A 19409-nucleotide genomic window follows, 5' to 3' on the forward strand; every position below is an offset into this window, starting at 1 on the left:
CCTCTACTCTTTGTTCAATACGAGCAGCTCGGTGCCGCCGCTTGCAATATCAATGGTTTTGACCAGCAGGGAGATTTTGTTCTCCTCGTTCAGCGCCTTCCAGTACAGATCGGCGATTTCACGAATGTCATTCGCCAAAGGAACCAGCTGAGGCTCCCCTTGGAAGGATGGCAAAGGATTGCCGTCTCCTTGGTACGTGTGAATGCAATGGCCGTAGCCTGGAATCGCTTTTTCATACGTGTAAGTATGGCGGAGGGTTTGATCCTCCACATTGCCGTTCGATTTCAAGATGGACAGCTTGTAAGAGAACTGTCCGTCGTTCCGGTCAACGAGACCGCTGATACGAGGCGTGAAGTTAGGAGCGTCCGGCTCATACGTACGGGTTGCCAAAGCAGATTCAAAAGAACCGCCGGATTGCAGCGCTTCATAGATCGTATCCGTTTGGTCGCCGTTCGTCACGATATGGGCACCGTTCACATGTCTTACTGGATAGTAAATGATTAGAGAAGGATCGGTCAATTTAGCCGGATCTTTAGCTTCCGTACGAACAAATCCGTTATCCTCTTGGATAAAGACACGATTGCGGCTGTTCTCGCTGCGTCCCATAATCCAGTACACCTGAACCAGGCGAGTACCGTCCGGCGTTGCGCCGATCACGATACCGCGTCCCGGGTAAGCGTTGCTGCTTAATGCATTGATATATTGATCCGCTAGTGCGGCTCTAGTCGTTGTCACGATGGATTCTCCTCCCCGATGGTTGATTAGTGATGGAACAAGCGTACGCCGGAATAGCACATAACCATGCCGTAGTCATTCGCGGCTTTTACGACTTCTTCATCACGCATGGAGCTGCCTGCTTGAACTACGTATTTCACGCCGCTGCGGCTGGCACGGTCCAGGTTGTCGCGGAAAGGCAGGAAAGCGTCGGAGCCGTAGGATACGCCTTGCAGCTTGCTCAGCCATTCGCGCTTCTCTTCGCGGGACAAGCGGGCCGGTACTTCATCGAAGCAAGCTTCCCATGCAGCCTGCTCCACAGGAGTCAGCTCTTCTTCGAGCCACAGATCGATAGCGTTGTTTTGTTCCGCACGGGAAAGGCCTTGGCGGAATTTCATGTTCAAGGCTTGCGGATGCTGACGCAGGAACCAGCGGTCTGCCTTGTCTCCGGCAAGTCGGGTACAGTGAATACGGGATTGCTGGCCAGCGCCGATTCCGATCGTTTGTCCGTCCAGAGTATAGCAGATCGAGTTGGATTGGGTATATTTCAAGGTCACCAGCGCGATCAGAAGATCTCTTTTAGCGTTGTCCGGAAGGTCCTTATTCTCCGTTACGATTTTGTCCAATGCGGACGCGTCGATCACGCCGTTATTACGCTCTTGCTGCATCGTCAAACCGAACAAAGTACGAGTCTCCACCGGATCGGGTACATAGTCAGGATCGATTTGAAGAATCAAATAGCCGCCGTTTTTCTTCGCTTTGAGGATTTCAAGAGCTTCGTCGGTGTAACCCGGAGCTACGACCAGGTCAGACACTTCGCGCTTCAGCAGTAATGCAGTGGATGCGTCTACGATATCGCTGAGCGCAGCCGCATCGCCGAAGGAGGACATGCGGTCCGCACCGCGTGCGCGCGCATAAGCTGTTGCCAACGGGGAAAGCTCCAGGCCTTCCACGAAATACGCTTTTTTCAAGTCATCCGTCAAAGGAGACGCAACGGCAGCACCTGCCGGGCTTACGTGTTTGAAAGATGCAGCCGCAGGCAGACCTGTAGCTTGGCGCAGCTCACGTGCAAGCTGGAAGCCGTTCAGCGCATCCAGCAGATTAATAAATCCGGGGTCCCCGTTCAACACTTTGATCGGAAGCTCTCCCTGGCTGTACAGCTTGGCGTGTTTTTGATGCGGATTCATTCCGTATCGCAATTCCAGTACGTTCGTCCCGCTTGTCGTCTGGCTCATGATTTTATCCCATCCTTCAGTTTAAGGTTCGTGATCCGTTCTAAATCGATTTGTCCTGATGCAATTTGCCTGATAACCTCCGGAAGCAGCTCATGCTCCATCGGATGAATGCGCTCGCTGAGCGACTCCTCCGTATCCTCCGGCAAAATCTCCAACGCGCGTTGGGCTAGTATAGGTCCGCTGTCCAGACCGCCGTCCACAATATGCACCGTAATACCGGTCACCTTCACTCCGTGCTCAAGCGCCTGCCGAACGGCATGAAGTCCGGGGAAGGACGGCAAGAGCGACGGGTGAATATTAATCATCCGCCCCCAATAGGCGTTAACCAGCACAGGAGTCAAAATGCGCATGTATCCAGCCAGTACGACTAGATCTACCTGTTTATTCTGGAGAAGCTCCAAAATCTCCTGCTCATAGGCTTCGCGAGACGGGTATTCCTTCGGCCGGAACGTATGTACCGGCACTCCGGCCTCCTGTGCACGCTCCACGACCTTGGCCTGAGGCCGGTCGCAGACCAATAGCTCGATGCGAACATCGAGCCTGCCTGCACGAACCGCATCCGCGATAGCCTGAAAATTCGACCCGCTTCCGGACGCGAATACGGCTATGCGTTTGGGTTCCATCATACTTCCGCTCCGGTAAACGTTACGACGCGTTCCCCTGCGGTCACTCTGCCGAGCGTATATACTTGTTCTCCGTGCTGTTCGAAGATAGCAGCCGCTTCCGCCGCTTGCTCTTCGGATACGACAATGACCATACCGATGCCCATATTGAACGTACGGAACATATCGTTGTTGCTAATATTGCCGTCCTTCTGCATCAATTGGAAAATCGGCAAAATCGGCCAGGAGCCGTAATCGATCTCGACATTCACATCCGCCGGAAGCATGCGCGGAATGTTCTCAATAAAGCCGCCGCCTGTAATGTGAGCCAGGCCTTTAAGCTGCACTTTCTCCAGCGCTGCCAAAACGGATTTCACGTAAATTTTTGTTGGCTCCAATACAACATCGCCCAGCTTGCCGCCAAGCGCGTCGATATGATCATGCAGGCTGTAGCCTTTTTCTTCGAGCAACAGCTTGCGGACTAAAGAAAATCCGTTGCTGTGCACGCCGCTGGAGGCCAAGCCCAATACTACGTCCCCAGGACGGATCGTGGAGCCGTCAATGATTTTCTTCTTGTCCACGATGCCTACAGTAAAGCCTGCGATGTCGTACTCGCCTTCGGAGTACATCCCCGGCATTTCTGCCGTTTCGCCGCCGATCAGGGCGCAGCCGGACTGTACGCAGCCGTCGCTGATGCCTTTGATGATCGCTTCGATTTTCTCGGGAACGACCTTGTCGCACGCCAAATAATCCAGGAAAAAGAGCGGCTCCGCGCCTTGAACCACGATATCGTTCACGCACATCGCTACGGCATCGATTCCGATCGTATCATGCTTATCCATGGCAAAAGCAATTTTCAGCTTGGTGCCGACGCCGTCTGTGCCGGACACTAGCACCGGTTCTTCGTACTTGTCTTTGTTTAAGCCGAACAGCGCGCCAAATCCGCCCAAATCCGTCATTACCTCCGGACGGAATGTCGTTTTCACGTGTTTTTTCATTCGTTCAACCGCTTCGTTGCCTGCCGCGATATCGACTCCGGCCTTTTTATATGCATCCGACACTTGGTTACACTCCTTGTGGGCCGAGATTGGAGGATGGGTGGAAGAAAATGGTGGCTCAGCCGCTATGCCTCGGCTCAGGTCCAGGGGGAGCCTGCGGCGCTATTGAATGAGTGTGTGAAGGCTGGTGATGCCATCAGCTTACGAAAGCGGATCATTCCTCCGATCCCTGTTGTCCCCGAATTTCTTGATCAGATACCGCGTTTAACGGTTGAAATTCGGGGACAAAGGGGAACGCTTCGCTTCTGCGGAACGATTCCGCTCTCTTTCGCTGTCGGATCACCGAAACCAATGGACACTCATTCAAATGCGCTTCTCCGGCAGGCCATGGACCTTCGCCTCGGCGGCTTCGCCGCGCTCGCTTCCAACGCATCCCCAACTCGGCTGCGTTTATTTATTGAATGGCGGAGTCGTTATGATCTCCTCCGCCTAACCTTAGACCTTTAAAATCATCAAACCTAAACCTTTAAAACCATAAACCTTAAACCCTTAAACCTTAACCCCCTAAAATCTTAAACCCAAAACCCCAAAACCCTAGGCATCGCAAGCTCGCCTTATCCGACGATAAATCTCCATCGTCGGTTTAATCACAGCCGCAGCCAATGGAAGATTCCTCGGTAACGCGGGTCGGGTAGCTATTATCAAAACAGGCGGTGCAATGGCCGCGGTTCAGCTCGACATTCGGGCGGCCGATAGAGGCTAGCAGCCCTTCCTTGCTCAGGAAGTGAAGCGAATCCGCGTTAATCGCCTTGCGGATCTCCTCGATCGACTTCTGAGCGGCAATCAGTTCCTTGCGGTCCGGCGTGTCGATGCCGTAGAAGCAAGGATTCTTGAACGGCGGCGAGCTGATGCGCACATGCACTTCCGTGGCGCCTGCTTCGCGAAGCAGGTTCACGATGCGCAAGGAAGTCGTGCCGCGCACGATCGAGTCGTCAATCATGACGACGCGCTTGCCGGCTACGATGCTGCGCACCGCGCTCAGCTTCATCTTCACGCCCTGCTCGCGCAGCTCCTGGCTCGGCTGGATGAACGTCCGGCCGGTATACCGGTTCTTGATGAGCCCGAGCTCATACGGGATACCGGTCTGCTCGGCATAGCCGATCGCCGCCGAGATGCTGGAATCCGGCACACCGGTGACGACATCGGCGTCCACGAACGATTCCAGCGCCAGCTGGCGGCCCATCCGCTTGCGCGCGGAGTGGATATTGATCGCGTCGATATCGCTGTCCGGACGCGCGAAGTAGATGTATTCCATCGCGCAGATAGCGCGCTGCTTGATCGGTGCAAAGCGGTCCTCGACCAGTCCGCTTTTGCCATCGAGAACCAGAAGCTCTCCCGGTTCTACGTCGCGGTAATACGTGCCGCCCACCGCGTCGAAGGCACAGGTTTCCGATGCGAACAAATAAGCGGTGCCGAGGCGTCCCATCACGAAAGGACGCAAACCATGCGGATCGCGGGCCGCGATGATTTTATCCTTTGTCTGGAACAAGAAAGCGTAAGCTCCTTCGACTCGAAGGAGCGCTTCTTTCACAGCCAGCACAATGTCATCATGCTTGGAACGGGCGATCAGGTGAGCGACCACTTCCGTATCGCTTGTCGTTTGGAAGATGGAGCCCGAGGCTTCAAGCTCTTTTTTAATATCCCCGGCATTGTGCAGGTTTCCGTTGGTAGCGATAGCGAGATCGCCTCCGCGGTACTTGAACACGAGCGGCTGTGCGTTCGCCAGCTTGCTTTCCCCTGCCGTGGAATAACGCACGTGACCGATAGCCGAAGAACCGACCATCGTACTGAGATTGTCATTATTAAATACTTCCTTCACCAGACCCATCCCGCGATGGTAGTGAAAGTCGGTTCCGTTAGCCACGCAAATCCCTGCGCTTTCCTGACCGCGGTGCTGCAGCGCGTGCAGACCGTAGTAGGAAAGGTTAGCGGCTTCGGAGTGACCGAACACTCCGAATACGCCGCATTCCTCGCGAAGCTTGTCGAACAGCCCGTCATGGCTGTTGATTCCATCATTATAGAAACGTCCTGTCCATAGCTGCTGCTTTATTTCATCAGACATGGAATCGCATCCTTCCAAACCTTTTCTAGTTGTGCAACAGGTGATTGGATGACTTGTTTAGCATTGACTTCGATTTGCAGCTCTTGGCCTTGAACTTTGCCCAGCTCTTGGTAAGAAACGCCTTGCTCGGCAATCCATTGCTTCAAGGCTTCGGCCTTCTCAGACGATGCGCTTAGCAGGATACGGGATTGGCTCTCGCTGAACAACGCGATATCGTTGCGCAATTCCGTGGAGAAATTCACCTTCGCGCCCAGACGTCCGCTGATGCAGCTCTCCGCCAAGGCTACCGCCAGACCGCCTTCGGACAAGTCGTGAGCAGAAGCGACAAGACCTTTTTGAATAGCGCCCAATACGGTGTTCAACAGCTTTTTCTCAACATCCAGATCCAGCTGCGGAGGACGTCCTTCCGTTACGCCGTGAATGACATATTGGAACTCACTGCCGCCGAGTTCGGCTTTCGTTTCGCCGAGCAGGAGGATGATGTCGCCTTCTTTTTTGAAGGCTTGGGTTGTAATGTGATCTGTATCGTGAACAAGACCGACCATGCCGACAACCGGCGTCGGGTAGATCGCGCCTTTTGCGTTTTCGTTATATAAGCTTACGTTACCGCCGATAACCGGCGTTTCCAGCTTGCGGCAAGCCTCTGCCATACCGTCAGCCGCTTTTTCAAGCTGCCAGAAAATTTCCGGCTTCTCGGGGCTTCCGAAGTTCAGGTTGTCCGTAATCGCCAGCGGCTCGGCGCCGGAGCAAACGTTATTGCGCGCACCTTCAGCAACCGCGATCATTCCGCCCACTTCCGGATCGAGGTATACATAACGGCTGTTGCAGTCCGTGGACATCGACAAGGCTTTGCGGGAGCCTTGGATCGTTACGACCGCAGCGTCGGAGCCCGGACGAACCGCTGTGCTGGTACGCACCATGTAATCGTATTGGTTGTAAACCCATTCTTTGCTTGCAACGGTTGGAGAAGCAAGCACCTTGGACAAGGCGTCGTTCAAATCGGTCACTTCCGCGTAACGGTTCGTGTCGATGGAACCATTTTCGATATAATAAGCAGGCACTTGAGATGGCTTGTTATATACCGGGCACTCGTCGACCAGCGCCGTTACCGGCATATCGCCGACCAGCTCGCCTTTATGGAACAGCTTCAGGCGGCCGTCGTCAGATACTTTACCGACTTTCGCGCAGTGAAGGCCCCAACGCTCGAAGATCGCCTTGGCTTGCGCCTCATGCTTAGGCTCTACAACGAACAGCATGCGCTCCTGGGATTCGGAGAGCATCATTTCATAAGGAGTCATGCCCTCTTCGCGCTGAGGCACTTCGTCCAAATACAACTCCATCCCGTTGCCTGCTTTACTTGCCATCTCCGCACTGGAGCAGGTCAAGCCCGCAGCGCCCATATCTTGAATTCCCAACACGATACCGGAGTTGATCAGATCAAGACAAGCTTCGAGAACGAGCTTCTCCATGAACGGATCGCCCACCTGCACTGCAGGGCGCTTAGCTTCGGATTCCGCTGTCAGCTCTTCCGATGCAAACGTTGCTCCGTGAATTCCGTCGCGGCCTGTTGCAGGACCCACATAGAATACAGGGTTGCCTACGCCTTTAGCTACACCCTTTTGAATCTTGTCATGATCGATAATCCCTACGCACATAGCGTTAACCAGCGGGTTACCTTCATAGCTTTCGTCGAACATGACTTCGCCGCCGACGGTAGGAATACCGATACAGTTCCCGTAGCCGGCAATACCGGAAACGACATGCTCGAACAAGTATTTCACGCGCTCATTCTCGAGTCGGCCGAAACGCAAGCTGTTCAACAGAGCTACCGGGCGTGCGCCCATGGAGAAGATGTCGCGAATGATGCCGCCTACGCCTGTCGCAGCGCCTTGGTAAGGCTCGATAGCGGACGGGTGGTTATGGCTTTCAATTTTGAATACGACGGCTTGCTTATCGCCGATGTCTACGATACCAGCGCCTTCCCCTGGACCCATCAAAACGCGAGGACCGGTAACCGGGAACTTGCGAAGCACCGGCTTGGAGTTTTTGTAAGAGCAGTGCTCCGACCACATAACGCTAAATACGCCGATTTCTACATAGTTCGGTTGACGACCCAAGAATCCGCAGATTTTATCGTATTCGGCATCGGTAACGCCCATCTGCTTGTAAATTTTTTGCTCTGCGATTTGTTGTGCAGTTGGCTCCTTAGCCGATAGTTGCTGCGCCATGTTTTTCCCTCCAAGTGCTCAAGATCGATGTGAACATCCGTTTGCCGTCAGCTGAACCGAGAAGCTCATGCACCGCGCGCTCCGGATGCGGCATCATGCCGAGAACGTTGCCGTTTTTGTTGCAAATACCCGCAATATCGTCCACGGAGCCGTTAGGGTTCGTACCCGCTTCGTAACGGAACACGATTTGATTGTTCGCTTTAAGCTCGGCCAATGTCGCATCGTCACAATAGTAGTTGCCTTCGCCGTGCGCGATAGGAATGTTGATGAGTTCGCCTTGTTTGTACTCCGAGGTAAATGGAGTCGATGTGTTCTCCACCTGCAGCATAGCCGCATGGCAGCGGAATTTCAGAGATTCGTTGCGAAGCATTGCTCCTGGCAGCAAGCCGGATTCGAGCAAGATCTGGAACCCGTTGCAAATGCCGATAATATATTTGCCTTGCTCAGCCGCTTGAACCAGCGCGTTCATGACAGGAGCAAAGCGCGCGATAGCACCGCAGCGTAAGTAATCCCCGTAGGAGAAGCCTCCTGGAACGATAATGCAGTCATATTGAGATAAATCCGTTTCGGTATGCCAAACGTAGCTAACAGGCTGGCCGATCGTTTCTTCTACCGCTTTGTAGCAGTCGATATCACAATTGGAACCAGGAAACACCAGTACAGCGAAATTCATCATGTGCTCCTCCTTCACTTTAGGTCGATGTCTGTCTATTCGTAAAACTATCCGAACAATGGATGCTGTGGATTAAACCAATTCGTAACGGTAATCTTCAATAACGGTGTTCGCAAGCAGCTTCTCACACATTGCTTTTACCCGTTCTTCCGCTACAGCACGGTCGCTTGTACCAAGCTCCAGCTCCAGGTATTTACCTACACGCACTTTACCTACTTCGTCAAAGCCCATCGAGTGAAGAGCGCCTTGTACTGCAACCCCTTGCGGATCGAGTACGCTTTGTTTGATCGTTACATATACCGTTGCTTTTAACATGGGGGTGAATCCTCCTCTGGAGTGTGAATTGTAAATGACAAGGGCTTTTCCGAGCTCAGGCACCGTCCGGCTGGACATTAAGGCATTCATGAGCTCTTAGCCCCGCTAATGATTCAGACTGTAAATGGTTTGCAGGGCTAGTCATTGACCCGGCTAATCTTTACATACGCAAATTATTTCACCAAACGATCGTAAATCGCTCTATAGCGGCGGGACGTCTCCTCGACGACCTCGGCGGGCAGCGGAGCCGGCTCGCTGTTTTTATCCCAATCGGTACCGGACAAGTAAGTCCGTACAGGCTCTTTATCCATGCTGTCGATCTCGATGTCGTAGGCAAAGTTTTCTTTCGCCCAGAAGCGAGAGGAATCCGGGGTGAAGATTTCGTCAATCAGAATAATTTCCCCGTCAATAAGACCGAACTCAAATTTGGTATCTGCCAAAATAATGCCGCGCTCTTCACAGAATTGACGAGCAAATTCATACAGCATGATGCTCTTTGCTTCCAGCTGTTCCGTCAGCTCGGCGCCGACCAGCTCCTTCATCCGTTCGATGGAGATATCCTCGTCATGACCGACGTCGTTCTTCGCCGCCGGAGTGAAGATGGGCTTCGGAAACCGTTCGTTTTTACGTAGGCCTTCTGGCAGCTTGTGGCCGTTGATCTCGCCTGTTTTCTCATACTGACGCCATCCGCCGCCGGTAATATAGCCGCGAACGACACATTCAATATCGATGCGCTGCGCTTTCTTCGTAACCATGAAGCGGTCCTTCATCACTTCGCGGTCCGTAATGAGATCGCCCAGCTTCTCGACGTCGCCATGAACCAGATGGTTCGCCACCATATCCTTCGTCTGCTCGAACCAGAACTTGCTGAGGCTGTTGAGCACGCTGCCTTTATCGGGAACGGCTGGCGACAGCACCCAATCGAAGGCGCTGATGCGGTCGGTGACGGCGATCAAATAATGCTCTCCCAAATCGTACAGCTCGCGAACCTTCCCTTTGTAAAGCAAAGGCGCTTTGACATATTGCTCGGCACTTGAAATTGCTTTTGTAGAGACCATGGTCGATAGGTCCTCCCCGGAATACGGGTTGTCAAAGCCGTGCGTCATTCCCTAAGATGGCCGGTTCCGACGAAGCTTCTCACCCGGATTGATATATTAAAGTAGTCCTAAACGTTTGAAAATCGTATCGACATGCTTCAAATGCCAGCTAGGATTGAAGCAGTCCTCTATCTCCTCAAGGCTTAAAGTTTCACGAATCGACGCCGTATTCTCAATAATTTCGCGGAATGAGCGCTGCTCTTCCCAAGCCTGCATCGCTCTAGGCTGTACCGTGTCGTAAGCCTGCTCGCGGCTGAAGCCTTTGTCGATCAGCTTGGTCATGACGCGGCCGGAGAACGGAACGCCGTAGGTGCTTTGCATGTTGCGCTTCATGTTCTCAGGGAACACGGTCAAGTTCTTCACGATGTTGCCGAAGCGGTTCAGCATATAATTCAGAAGAATGGTCGCATCCGGCAGTATGATCCGTTCCACCGAGGAGTGCGAGATATCGCGTTCATGCCACAGCGTCACATTCTCGTAAGCGGAGATCATATGACCGCGGATGACGCGGGATAAGCCCGAGATGCTTTCGCAGCCGATAGGGTTGCGTTTGTGAGGCATCGCCGAGGAGCCTTTTTGCCCTTTGGCGAACGGCTCCTCCACTTCGCGGAATTCGCTCTTTTGCAGCGCGCGGATTTCCGTTGCGAACTTATCGAGCGAGGTGGCGATCAGCGCCAATGTAGCCATATATTCGGCATGACGGTCGCGCTGCAGGGTTTGCGTTGAAATCGGAGCCGGGTTGGTGCCGAGCTTATCGCAAACATAGGCCTCGACGAACGGGTCGATGTTGGCGTAGGTGCCTACCGCTCCGGATATTTTGCCGTACTGCACGCCGTCGGCCGCAAAGCGGAAACGCTCCAGGTTCCGTTTCATCTCTTCATACCAGAGAGCCATCTTCAAGCCGAAGGTCGTAGGCTCCGCATGAACGCCGTGCGTGCGCCCCATCATCGGGGTGTCTTTATATTGAATCGCTTTTTGCTTCAAAATCTCAATAAAATTCACGATATCCTGTTCCAAAATTTCATTCGCTTGACGCAGCAGATAGCCCAATGCCGTATCCACCACATCTGTGGAGGTCAGGCCGTAATGAACCCATTTGCGCTCCGGTCCGACCTTCTCCGATACCGCACGGGTGAAGGCGATAACGTCATGGCGGGTTTCCTGCTCGATTTCATAGATGCGGTCGATATCGTAGGACGCGTTCTTCCGAAGCTCCTTAACATCCTCCTTGGGGATAACCCCAAGCTCCGCCCAAGCTTCACAGGCTAACAGCTCCACCTCGAGCCATGCGTTGAACTTGTTTTCCTCCGTCCAGATCCTGGCCATCTCGGGCCTTGAATAACGCTCGATCAACTTTCTCCGCCTCCGCTTCAATCTGCTATTGATTCGTTAGTTTTCCATATGTTTGAAGCCTCTATCCACTTCAGTGCCGCATCGGCCGACTCCGCCAGCACGTTCACATGTCCCATTTTGCGGTTATGCTTGGCTTCGTGCTTGCCGTACAAATGGACTTTGGCGGTAACTCCGGGCATTTGCTCCGACTCAGGCCGGACGATCCAATCCAGAAGCGGCTCCACATGCTGTCCGAGGATATTCCCCATGACAACCGGAGTCAAAAGCTCCGTCGATCCGAGCGGAAGATTGCAAATGGCCCGTACGTGCTGCTCGAATTGCGACGTAGCGCATGCTTCCATGGTGTAGTGTCCTGAATTATGAGGGCGAGGGGCCAATTCGTTCACGAACAGCTGCCCGTCCCTCGTCAGGAACATCTCAACGGCGATCAGACCGACGACGTCCATGGACTCGGCAATGCGAACAGCCAGCCGTTCCGCTTCCTGCTGAATGCTTTCGCTTGTTCTTGCTGGCACAATGGATAGGTGCAAAATATTGTTAACATGAATATTTTCCGCCGCAGGGAAGGCTTGGACTTCTCCACGGGGACTTCTGGCTGCGATAACGGATATTTCCTTCTCAAAATGGATAAACTGTTCCAGCACCAGCTCGGTCTTGGCTTTGCTGAGTGTGTCGTAGGCTTCCTCCACCTCGTCCAAGGAACGAATGACCCATTGGCCTTTGCCGTCGTATCCGCCGGTCGCTGTTTTGAGCACGCAAGGCGTACCGAAGCGTTCGACCGCTTCCCGCAGCTGCTCAGCGCTAGTGATCTCGGCATAAGGCGCTACCTGTACGCCGGCCGCTTCGATAGCGCGCTTCTCGCGCAAACGATGCTGCGTAGTATACAGCAGCCTGCTGCCTTGAGGCACATAGGACTCGGCCATTAGCAGCCGGGTCACGTCCGCATCGACATTTTCAAATTCATAAGTAATCACGTCGGATTGCTCTGCCAGAGCCTGGGCCGCCTCGGCATCATCGTAGGACGCTACGATCTGCCGGTCGGCTACCTGCCCGCAAGGAGCGTCAGGAGTCGGATCCAAGGTTACGAAGCGGTATCCCATCGCCCGTCCGGACAAGGCGAGCATCCGGCCTAATTGGCCTCCGCCCAGGACGCCGATGGTTCCGCCGGGACGAATAACCGGTGCATCGTTACGGCTGTCAGCGGCTTGACTCATTCCAGCACGCTGCTTTCTATCACCGATTGGCGAATCCGCTCCCGGCGATCGCGTACTTTTTGCTGCAGCTCCGGATCAAAGGCTCCGATAATTTGCGCAGCCAGCAGGCCTGCATTCGTCGCGCCCGCATGGCCGATCGCTACCGTCGCTACCGGAATGCCGCCGGGCATCTGTACGATGGATAACAGCGAATCCAAGCCGTTCAGCGTGGATGTTTTCACAGGAACGCCAATAACCGGCAGTTCCGTCTTTGATGCAACCATGCCGGGCAAATGAGCGGCCCCGCCCGCTCCTGCGATAATTACCTTCAATCCGCGTTCCGCAGCCGAAGCCGCATAGTCGAACATCAAGTCCGGGGTGCGATGAGCCGATACGACCTGCTTTTCGTAAGGAACCCCCAGCTCTTCCAGCATGTCGCATGCATGCTTCATGGTTTCCCAATCCGACTTGCTTCCCATAATCACTCCAACAAGAGCAGACATTTCCTACCTCCGTGATATGCGCTTTTTTTGACGGTACAGATTATTAAAATCCCCTATAAACACAAAACGTCCGGCAAACAGCATGCATATACAAGCTATCTGCAGGACGACGAGTATTCCCCAAGCGCAAGCTAAGGCCTAGCGCCTTCGCGCTGACCTTCATGAATTACGCTAACTCGTAGTCCAAAAATTTATGGTTTTTGGGTAGATACTTCCGGGCCATATCCCCGGCATTATACGAGAAACTTTGACATTTTCAGCTATGAATCTTGTCTGATGACATCTTTAGTTTACCAGTGATAAAAGCCCTGTGTCAACAAAAAAAGGCGAACATTATGTGAAAAAGGACAACATAAAGTTCGCATTTCAATTCCCAATTCCGAACATTCATGACGGTTAGCTCGCCGAATGCTTCATTTTATTCAGTAAATCGTAACTTTCCCGAATTTCCTCCGCGCTTAAGCCGCCCTTCTCGATCGCTTCCGGGGGCAAGCTAAGCCACCGCTCCATCATGGCCATGCCCCGTTCCATCGCGGCGGCGTTTCCCGGATCGTCCTCCAGCAGGAAAAACAACATGTCCTCCGCCTTGGATAAAAGCCCGGCATCATCGTAATATTCCGTCAGTACCTCCCTCATGAATGCAGTCATCCGAACATGCTGCACCTTCGGCAGGACAGCGGCGATCCGTTCGTCCACATCGCTTAGCCCCTGCTCCGCTTCCTTCATCCGGCGAATATGGAGCAGAAGCTCCAGAGATTTCAGAAGGCAGCCTGTCCCTTCCCTCTCCTCCCCCGCCTCGTTCAGTACATCGCCCTCTGCGACGAGCATATCGCTTAAGAGAAGCCCTTTGCCCACGTCGAAATATCCGTTTGTCGACAGCAGTCCAATGATGTCCTTGACGGACAGCGCCCGAACCATTTTGGAGTTTAAGCCAAGCAGCTGCTTCATCGCTTGCGTCAACAGCTCCATGGCCTCCGCGAACCGGCGGTTTTGTCTTTGAAACAGGACTTGTCCCATGGATACGCTAAATTGCTCGATCATTCGCATCAAGTAATCTCTGCGGTACAATGCGGATCCCTCCCATGCCTTATCTTTTGTACAGATGTACTTCTTATTGTACTGTATGGTGATGGAAATTGGAAAAAATGAAGCTGCGTAGGGGAAAAGAAAAAACCTGGCCTTGGGCCAGGATGGTTTACATACAAGTAATCGTAGGCAGACATTTGTGCAAAGGGAGGGAATTGGTTGCAGGATTCCGACCGCTGTTGAAGTCGTGTTCCTTTCATTATATGCTTGCAGCGGTTGGAACACGAGCTTCAAAGGCGGACGCTATCGCTTCTCCACCCGCAACCATTCCCTCTTTTGTTCTACGCTGCTGCTTACTTCGACTTCTTTTTACTGCAACTTCTCCACTGCAGCTTTTTCAGTTCATCTTCTTTTCTTCAACTCTATTTCAGTCTTCAACCGATTTTTATTCTGCAAAATCATCCTGCAGTGTCACATTTTTTTCTATACCATCGTTCCCGCGGCTGTCCATCATCCTACATAAGCACGATAGTTGCCTAATTCCGTCCGGTTCCCCTTCGCGGCCCATTCGTATCCAAGCTCGGAAGGAAGAGACCACCGGTGATAGCTATCAAGCAAAGCTTCCTTCAGTCCCTCCACCCATGTATACCCGATCTCTTCATCGCGCCGGATACTTTCAACGGGAAACGAGTGGATATCCGGCATGGAGCTCAGCATTCCGTTGGTGCACAGGACTTCGGCGTAGGCGGCCTCCAAGCCGCAGGGAATGCCTGCCTCACCTGAAGCGGCTGCCTGGATGCAGGTTCTCAGCTTACTCGCTTTGCGGGCTTCATAGACTTTAACCGTTCCGTCCTGGAACGCGGCTTCGATGCGGTTGCCGTTCTGACCGGAAGTATAGGTAATGACGGCTTTTTCGAATTCATAGCAAAAAGAAGGTCCGAAGTTTTGGCTGACCGCATGCGTAGCGTAGAACAGCACCTCAACTCCGCCTTCTCCCTGAACTCTTACGGCGCACGTATCGAAATTCTCGATGGGGTTCGCACGGTACAGCTCGGCCTCCACACTTTGCAGACGCAGGCTTTCATCCGTTTTGGAACCCAAAATGTAAAACATATTATGCAAATAATGAGACGTTGCGTTATGAGCTACACTGTCCAAGATCCATTCGCCTTGGTCGCTCTTTTGCCGTCCTTTCCATCCGCTTGAAAAATAACTGTCCGTTCTTCTCCAGAGCACGACGGTTTTGAGACGGACCGGCTTGCCGAACAGCCCTGACATGACATCCTGCTTCAGCTGCTGAATTTGAGGGGTAAAGGACCAGTCGAAGCCAATGGCAACGAACTTGCCTGAACGGTCGCGTGCCTCCATCATCTGGCGCACCTCCTGTACCGTAGCGGCAATCGGTTTTTCGCATAAGACGCTGCTGCCGTTCGCCAGAGCAAGGCAGGTTTGCTTGCAGTGAAATTGGATGGGGGTACTGATGACGGCCAGATCCGCTCTGTGATGGGCATAGAACTCCTCCATCGTTGTATAAAAGGGAACGTTCAACTCCTGAAGTGCCTGATAATGGTTGCTTTTTTCCGGATAAACGTCGACTACACCGGCAATCACCGGACGTATGTCGCTGTCATCATAAGCACGCAGCAGCTCATTGACATGGGTATTACCGTAGCCGCCAATGCCTACTAATAGGATGGATACTTGTTTTGCACTCATTTCCTCACCTCAGTTTCGGTTTTGATGTACATGTCAACCTGTCTCGTCAGGTTAGGCAAGCTTCATTCTACACCCGCCGTCAGGGAACGTCTTATAAAGTATGGAATTGGATTCTCAATTTTGGAACCGCTATCTTTTCAATTTCTTAAACCGGGTCGGAGGTTATTGCTATTGGTTTGGAAATTCGTTATAGTTAGGATGTAAAAGTTTTTCTTCTATTTTTAATATATATGAAAATAATTTTCTTTTAAAGAGGTAAGTATGGCCGGAATATTAAGCGCTATTCAAGAGCAAATGGAATCGATGAACCCGAAGGAGAAGGAGATTGCCGCCTATGTCCTGGCCCACCCGCAAAATATCGTCCAAATGGGCATCACTGAGCTCTCACAGCAATCCGGAGGAAGCACGGCTACCATCTCCCGCTTCTGCAAGATGTTTCACTTTTCCGGCTACACGGAATTTAAAGTCAAGCTTGCGGCCGAGCTGGCTCAGCTGCCCTCGGTTCAATCTTATCAAGACATTATTGCGGGCAATCCGCTTTCAAGCATCGTTGCCGCCATGGAGGCCAATCACGTAAGCTCAATCACCGACACCACGCGCATGCTGGACCTGAAGCAGCTGCAGAAGGCGATCGACGCGCTCCAATCGGCACGACAGATCGATCTGTACGGCGTTGCTACGTCAGGGCTCGTTGCGCAGGACTTTTATCAAAAGCTGGTGCGTATCGGCAAACGGGCTTTCGCCTTCTCCGACCCGCATATGCAGATTACTTCCGCATCCAATCTGACGAGCGAGGATGTCGCTATAGGAATTTCCTATTCCGGGGAAACGGGGGAGACGATCGCAGCGCTGAAATGCGCGGCCGAGAACGGAGCGACTACCATTTCGTTGACCAAGTTCGGCACGAATACGTTGACGTCCCTTGCCTCGATCTCTTTATTCACCTCCACCCTGGAGGAAGGAATGCGCCGCGGCGACATGGCATCGCGCATTGCCCAGCTGCATGTCATCGATATTTTATTCGTCGGACTTATCAGCGACCGGTTCGATGAACTGGTTCCCCGCCTTGAAACATCTTTTCACATGGTTAAAAAATACCGCTAATCACAAGGAGCAGATAACTCGTGAATCTACTGACCTTTGACTCTCATGAAAAGCTGCATGAATCCGGGGCGAGCATTATTACCGGACTCGTGCAAACAAACCCTCGCGCCGTCCTCGGCCTGGCCACGGGAGGAACGCCTATCGGCATTTATGAAGAAATCGTCAAGAGCTACCAGCGCGGTCTGGTAAGCTTCCGTGACGTGACTTCCTTCAACCTTGATGAATATGTGGGACTTCCGGAGGATCATGCCGAAAGCTATCGGAATTATATGAATACGCATCTGTTTAACCATATCGATTTGCCTCGCAGCCAGGCGCATATCCCTGACGGCAATGCCGCAGATCCGGCTGCCGAGTGCAAGCGGTACGATAAGCTATTGGAGCAGGCCAAACAAATTGATCTGCAGCTGCTCGGTCTCGGACATAACGGGCATATCGGCTTCAATGAGCCGGACCATGCCTTGATCAGCGGGACTCATGTTGTGGAGCTGCGTGAAGAAACCCGTAAGGCGAACGCAAGATTTTTTGATTCCATGGATCAGGTCCCTACTCATGCTTTGACCATGGGAGTAGGAACGATTCTTAAAGCCAAAATGATTTTGCTGGTTGTGAAGGGCGCGGACAAGGCCGAGATCGTCCATCGTGCCCTGACGGGACCTATTACTACGGATTGCCCTGCATCGCTGCTGCAAACGCATCCTCACTTAGTCGTACTGGTAGATTCGGAAGCTGGGAGGCTGTTCAAATGAGCCAAGGCAAAAGTACCTATCTCTATAATGTAAGAATCGTCACGCCTGATACCACCGTGAAGAACGGATGGATTCTGCTATCCGATGGACGCATCGCCGCTATCGGCAAAGAAACCGGGAGCGTCGAGCACGCCCGGACGTTAGCCCGGGATTGCGAAGTGATTGACGGCCAAGGCGGCTATATATTGCCGGGCTTCATCGATGTCCACGTTCATGGAGGCTACGGACATGACTTCATGGATGCGGATGCCGAAGGACTCGATGCGATCACCCGCTTCCATGCTCAGAATGGTACGATCATCATGCTGGCAACCACCGTTACCGCCTCCAAGGAGGATATCGATCAAGTACTCACGCGGGTTCAAAGCTACCGCGAGGCAGGAATGCCTTACGCCCAGCTGCACGGCGTTCATCTGGAAGGACCCTACATCAGCGCCAAATGGCCCGGCGCGCAAAATCCGCAGTTCATCGTCCCTCCACAGCCTGCATGGCTGGAGGATTGGACGCAGCGCTTCCCTGGTCTGATCAAGATGCAGACACTGGCGCCGGAGTCCGAAGGCGCCCTGGAATACATCGAGGCTTTGGCCCAGCAAGGCATCGTGGCCGCATTGGGTCATACGGATGCTTCGTATGATCAAGTGATGCTTGCCGCCGAGCATGGCTTGAGCCATGCCGTGCATACCTTCAATGCTATGACCCGCCTGCATCATCGCGAGCCAGGAACCGTCGGAGCGGTGCTCACCAATCCGGCGATCATGGCGGAAGTTATCGCCGACGGCCATCATGTCCATCCTGCCTGCATTCGCCTGCTGGCGCAAATGAAGGGCCCGGACAATCTGCTGCTCATTACCGACGCCATGTCCGCTGCGGGTCTCGGGAACGGCGAGTACAAGCTCGGCGGTCTCGACGTCATCGTACATGGCGGCGTTGCGCGGCTTAAGGAAGGCGACAGCCTGGCAGGCAGCACGCTGACCATGATTGAAGCATTCCGTTATGCCGTCCGCGAGGCCGGCATCAGTATCGAGCATGCAAGCCGTATGGCAAGCGGCACCCCGGCCCGCAGACTCGGCATCGAATCCGAGACCGGAGCGATTGAGGCTGGCAAGCAAGCGGACGTGCTGCTGCTTAACAAGGAGCTCGAGCTGGAACGCGTCTGGATTCAAGGACGCGTAATTCGCTAAAAAATTTGTACTCATCATTCTTAAATACTCAAACGCCAGGGAGCATCCGTATCAGCTCCATGGCGTTTTATTTATACGCTGGCATCCCCTATGAATAAAGTCAATCCTGCAGGGAAGGTTATAGTTGAAATTTAAGGATGATTTCAGATGCTACAAGACGTTTTATGCTTCAAAGGAGAACATAGAAGAGGAGGGATACAAATGACCGACGCGAAACCGAAGGGTCTTGTGGAGTTTCACCAGCCGCCTGCGAAGCTCGTGGCCGATAGAGCCGGAGATGAAGCGATGCGGGAGCATCTAGATGAAATGATCCAAAACGACGGCTATCCCGGTAGCTGCACGGTGGTAGATACCTCAGCGGAAGATAAGAGCTGAGCCATCATCTGCCACACCTTAATACAAAGCAGGCTGTGCCACTTATCATCATGGCCAGCCTGCTTCTTCCTGTTTTCGTGACTTGCGCTCCGAAAAGCCTGATTGAAACCTGCCCTCGACTTAACGCGTTCACGAACGATGATGGGCTTCATACGGCGAATTCTTTTATTGCTTAGTCCATACATGATTTGCCCATTGTATAAGGCGAAGCTGAAACAGCGATTC

Annotated in this window: 19 protein-coding genes and 1 riboswitch; of the genes, 5 read left to right on the forward strand and 14 right to left on the reverse strand. The window is 53.0% G+C overall.

Features of this window, described 5'->3' with window-relative positions; all coding sequences use genetic code 11:
* Positions 1–3: 3 nt before the first annotated feature.
* From ABEA66_RS28240 to purM, 4 genes are read right to left on the reverse strand one after another with little or no spacing between them, the layout of a single operon-like run.
* Entirely contained in the window at positions 4–735 is a 732-nt protein-coding gene (locus ABEA66_RS28240; protein ID WP_345592916.1) for an IMP cyclohydrolase, read from the reverse strand.
* Between the two features lie 26 nt (positions 736–761).
* Positions 762–1949, reverse strand: a complete 1188-nt coding sequence (locus ABEA66_RS28245) for a phosphoribosylaminoimidazolecarboxamide formyltransferase (protein WP_345592918.1) — start codon at positions 1947–1949, stop codon at positions 762–764.
* Positions 1946–2575, reverse strand: coding sequence for a phosphoribosylglycinamide formyltransferase (gene purN / locus ABEA66_RS28250; protein ID WP_079914028.1), 630 nt, complete (start codon positions 2573–2575; stop codon positions 1946–1948). The genes ABEA66_RS28245 and purN overlap by 4 nt, the downstream gene beginning before the upstream one ends.
* Complete coding sequence (gene purM / locus ABEA66_RS28255; RefSeq protein ID WP_192705106.1) at positions 2572–3612, reverse strand: phosphoribosylformylglycinamidine cyclo-ligase; 1041 nt, start codon at positions 3610–3612, stop codon at positions 2572–2574. The genes purN and purM overlap by 4 nt, the downstream gene beginning before the upstream one ends.
* A 33-nt stretch (positions 3613–3645) precedes the next feature.
* Between purM and ABEA66_RS28260 the strand changes: the two genes are divergently transcribed.
* Entirely contained in the window at positions 3646–4056 is a 411-nt protein-coding gene (locus tag ABEA66_RS28260; RefSeq protein ID WP_345592926.1) for a hypothetical protein, read from the forward strand.
* A gap of 136 nt (positions 4057–4192) precedes the next feature.
* Here the strand turns inward: ABEA66_RS28260 and purF are convergent, their stop codons facing one another.
* From purF to ABEA66_RS28310, 10 genes are all read right to left on the reverse strand, one after another.
* Positions 4193–5671 (reverse strand): amidophosphoribosyltransferase, encoded by a 1479-nt coding sequence (gene purF, locus ABEA66_RS28265; protein ID WP_345592928.1) that lies wholly within the window; start codon positions 5669–5671, stop codon positions 4193–4195.
* Positions 5656–7899, reverse strand: a complete 2244-nt coding sequence (purL, locus tag ABEA66_RS28270) for a phosphoribosylformylglycinamidine synthase subunit PurL (protein ID WP_345592930.1) — start codon at positions 7897–7899, stop codon at positions 5656–5658. The genes purF and purL overlap by 16 nt, the downstream gene beginning before the upstream one ends.
* On the reverse strand, positions 7877–8572 hold the full coding sequence (purQ, locus tag ABEA66_RS28275; protein WP_345592975.1) for a phosphoribosylformylglycinamidine synthase subunit PurQ: 696 nt from the start codon (positions 8570–8572) through the stop codon (positions 7877–7879). Before purQ ends, purL begins: the two co-directional genes overlap by 23 nt.
* 72 nt (positions 8573–8644) lie before the next feature.
* Entirely contained in the window at positions 8645–8887 is a 243-nt protein-coding gene (gene purS / locus ABEA66_RS28280) for a phosphoribosylformylglycinamidine synthase subunit PurS (protein ID WP_079914022.1), read from the reverse strand.
* Between the two features lie 173 nt (positions 8888–9060).
* A complete protein-coding gene (locus tag ABEA66_RS28285) occupies positions 9061–9945 on the reverse strand; it encodes a phosphoribosylaminoimidazolesuccinocarboxamide synthase (RefSeq protein WP_345592935.1) in 885 nt (294 codons plus the stop codon).
* Between the two features lie 96 nt (positions 9946–10041).
* Positions 10042–11337 carry an adenylosuccinate lyase gene (gene purB, locus ABEA66_RS28290; RefSeq protein ID WP_345592937.1) on the reverse strand — a complete coding sequence of 432 codons (1296 nt, stop codon included), beginning with the start codon at positions 11335–11337 and terminating at the stop codon, positions 10042–10044.
* 17 nt (positions 11338–11354) lie between these two features.
* The gene (gene purK, locus ABEA66_RS28295) at positions 11355–12551 is read right to left on the reverse strand and encodes a 5-(carboxyamino)imidazole ribonucleotide synthase (RefSeq protein WP_345592939.1); all 1197 of its coding nucleotides are present in this window, start codon (positions 12549–12551) and stop codon (positions 11355–11357) included.
* The gene (gene purE / locus ABEA66_RS28300) at positions 12548–13033 is read right to left on the reverse strand and encodes a 5-(carboxyamino)imidazole ribonucleotide mutase (protein ID WP_079914018.1); all 486 of its coding nucleotides are present in this window, start codon (positions 13031–13033) and stop codon (positions 12548–12550) included. The genes purK and purE overlap by 4 nt, the downstream gene beginning before the upstream one ends.
* A gap of 159 nt (positions 13034–13192) precedes the next feature.
* Positions 13193–13294: riboswitch (purine riboswitch) on the reverse strand.
* 135 nt (positions 13295–13429) lie between these two features.
* The gene (locus tag ABEA66_RS28305; protein WP_345592941.1) at positions 13430–14101 is read right to left on the reverse strand and encodes a DUF6483 family protein; all 672 of its coding nucleotides are present in this window, start codon (positions 14099–14101) and stop codon (positions 13430–13432) included.
* Positions 14102–14569: 468 nt separating this feature from the next.
* Positions 14570–15775, reverse strand: a complete 1206-nt coding sequence (locus ABEA66_RS28310) for a Gfo/Idh/MocA family protein (protein ID WP_345592943.1) — start codon at positions 15773–15775, stop codon at positions 14570–14572.
* 261 nt (positions 15776–16036) lie between these two features.
* On the opposite strand from ABEA66_RS28310, the gene ABEA66_RS28315 reads away from it, so the two are divergent.
* The 4 genes from ABEA66_RS28315 to ABEA66_RS28330 all read left to right on the forward strand — a co-directional run bounded on the left by ABEA66_RS28315 (position 16037) and on the right by ABEA66_RS28330 (position 19184).
* Entirely contained in the window at positions 16037–16879 is an 843-nt protein-coding gene (locus ABEA66_RS28315) for a MurR/RpiR family transcriptional regulator (protein ID WP_192705115.1), read from the forward strand.
* A gap of 20 nt (positions 16880–16899) precedes the next feature.
* Positions 16900–17628 carry a glucosamine-6-phosphate deaminase gene (nagB, locus tag ABEA66_RS28320; RefSeq protein ID WP_345592946.1) on the forward strand — a complete coding sequence of 243 codons (729 nt, stop codon included), beginning with the start codon at positions 16900–16902 and terminating at the stop codon, positions 17626–17628.
* Positions 17625–18809: an N-acetylglucosamine-6-phosphate deacetylase gene (gene nagA / locus ABEA66_RS28325; RefSeq protein ID WP_345592948.1), complete on the forward strand. Its 1185-nt coding sequence runs from the start codon at positions 17625–17627 to the stop codon at positions 18807–18809. The genes nagB and nagA overlap by 4 nt, the downstream gene beginning before the upstream one ends.
* A gap of 201 nt (positions 18810–19010) precedes the next feature.
* Positions 19011–19184, forward strand: a complete 174-nt coding sequence (locus ABEA66_RS28330; RefSeq protein WP_345592950.1) for a hypothetical protein — start codon at positions 19011–19013, stop codon at positions 19182–19184.
* The last annotated feature ends 225 nt before the right edge of the window (positions 19185–19409 follow it).

The sequence above is a fragment of the Paenibacillus vulneris genome, assembly GCF_039543185.1.
In the GTDB taxonomy this organism is placed as follows: Bacteria; Bacillota; Bacilli; order Paenibacillales; family NBRC-103111; genus Paenibacillus_S; species Paenibacillus_S vulneris.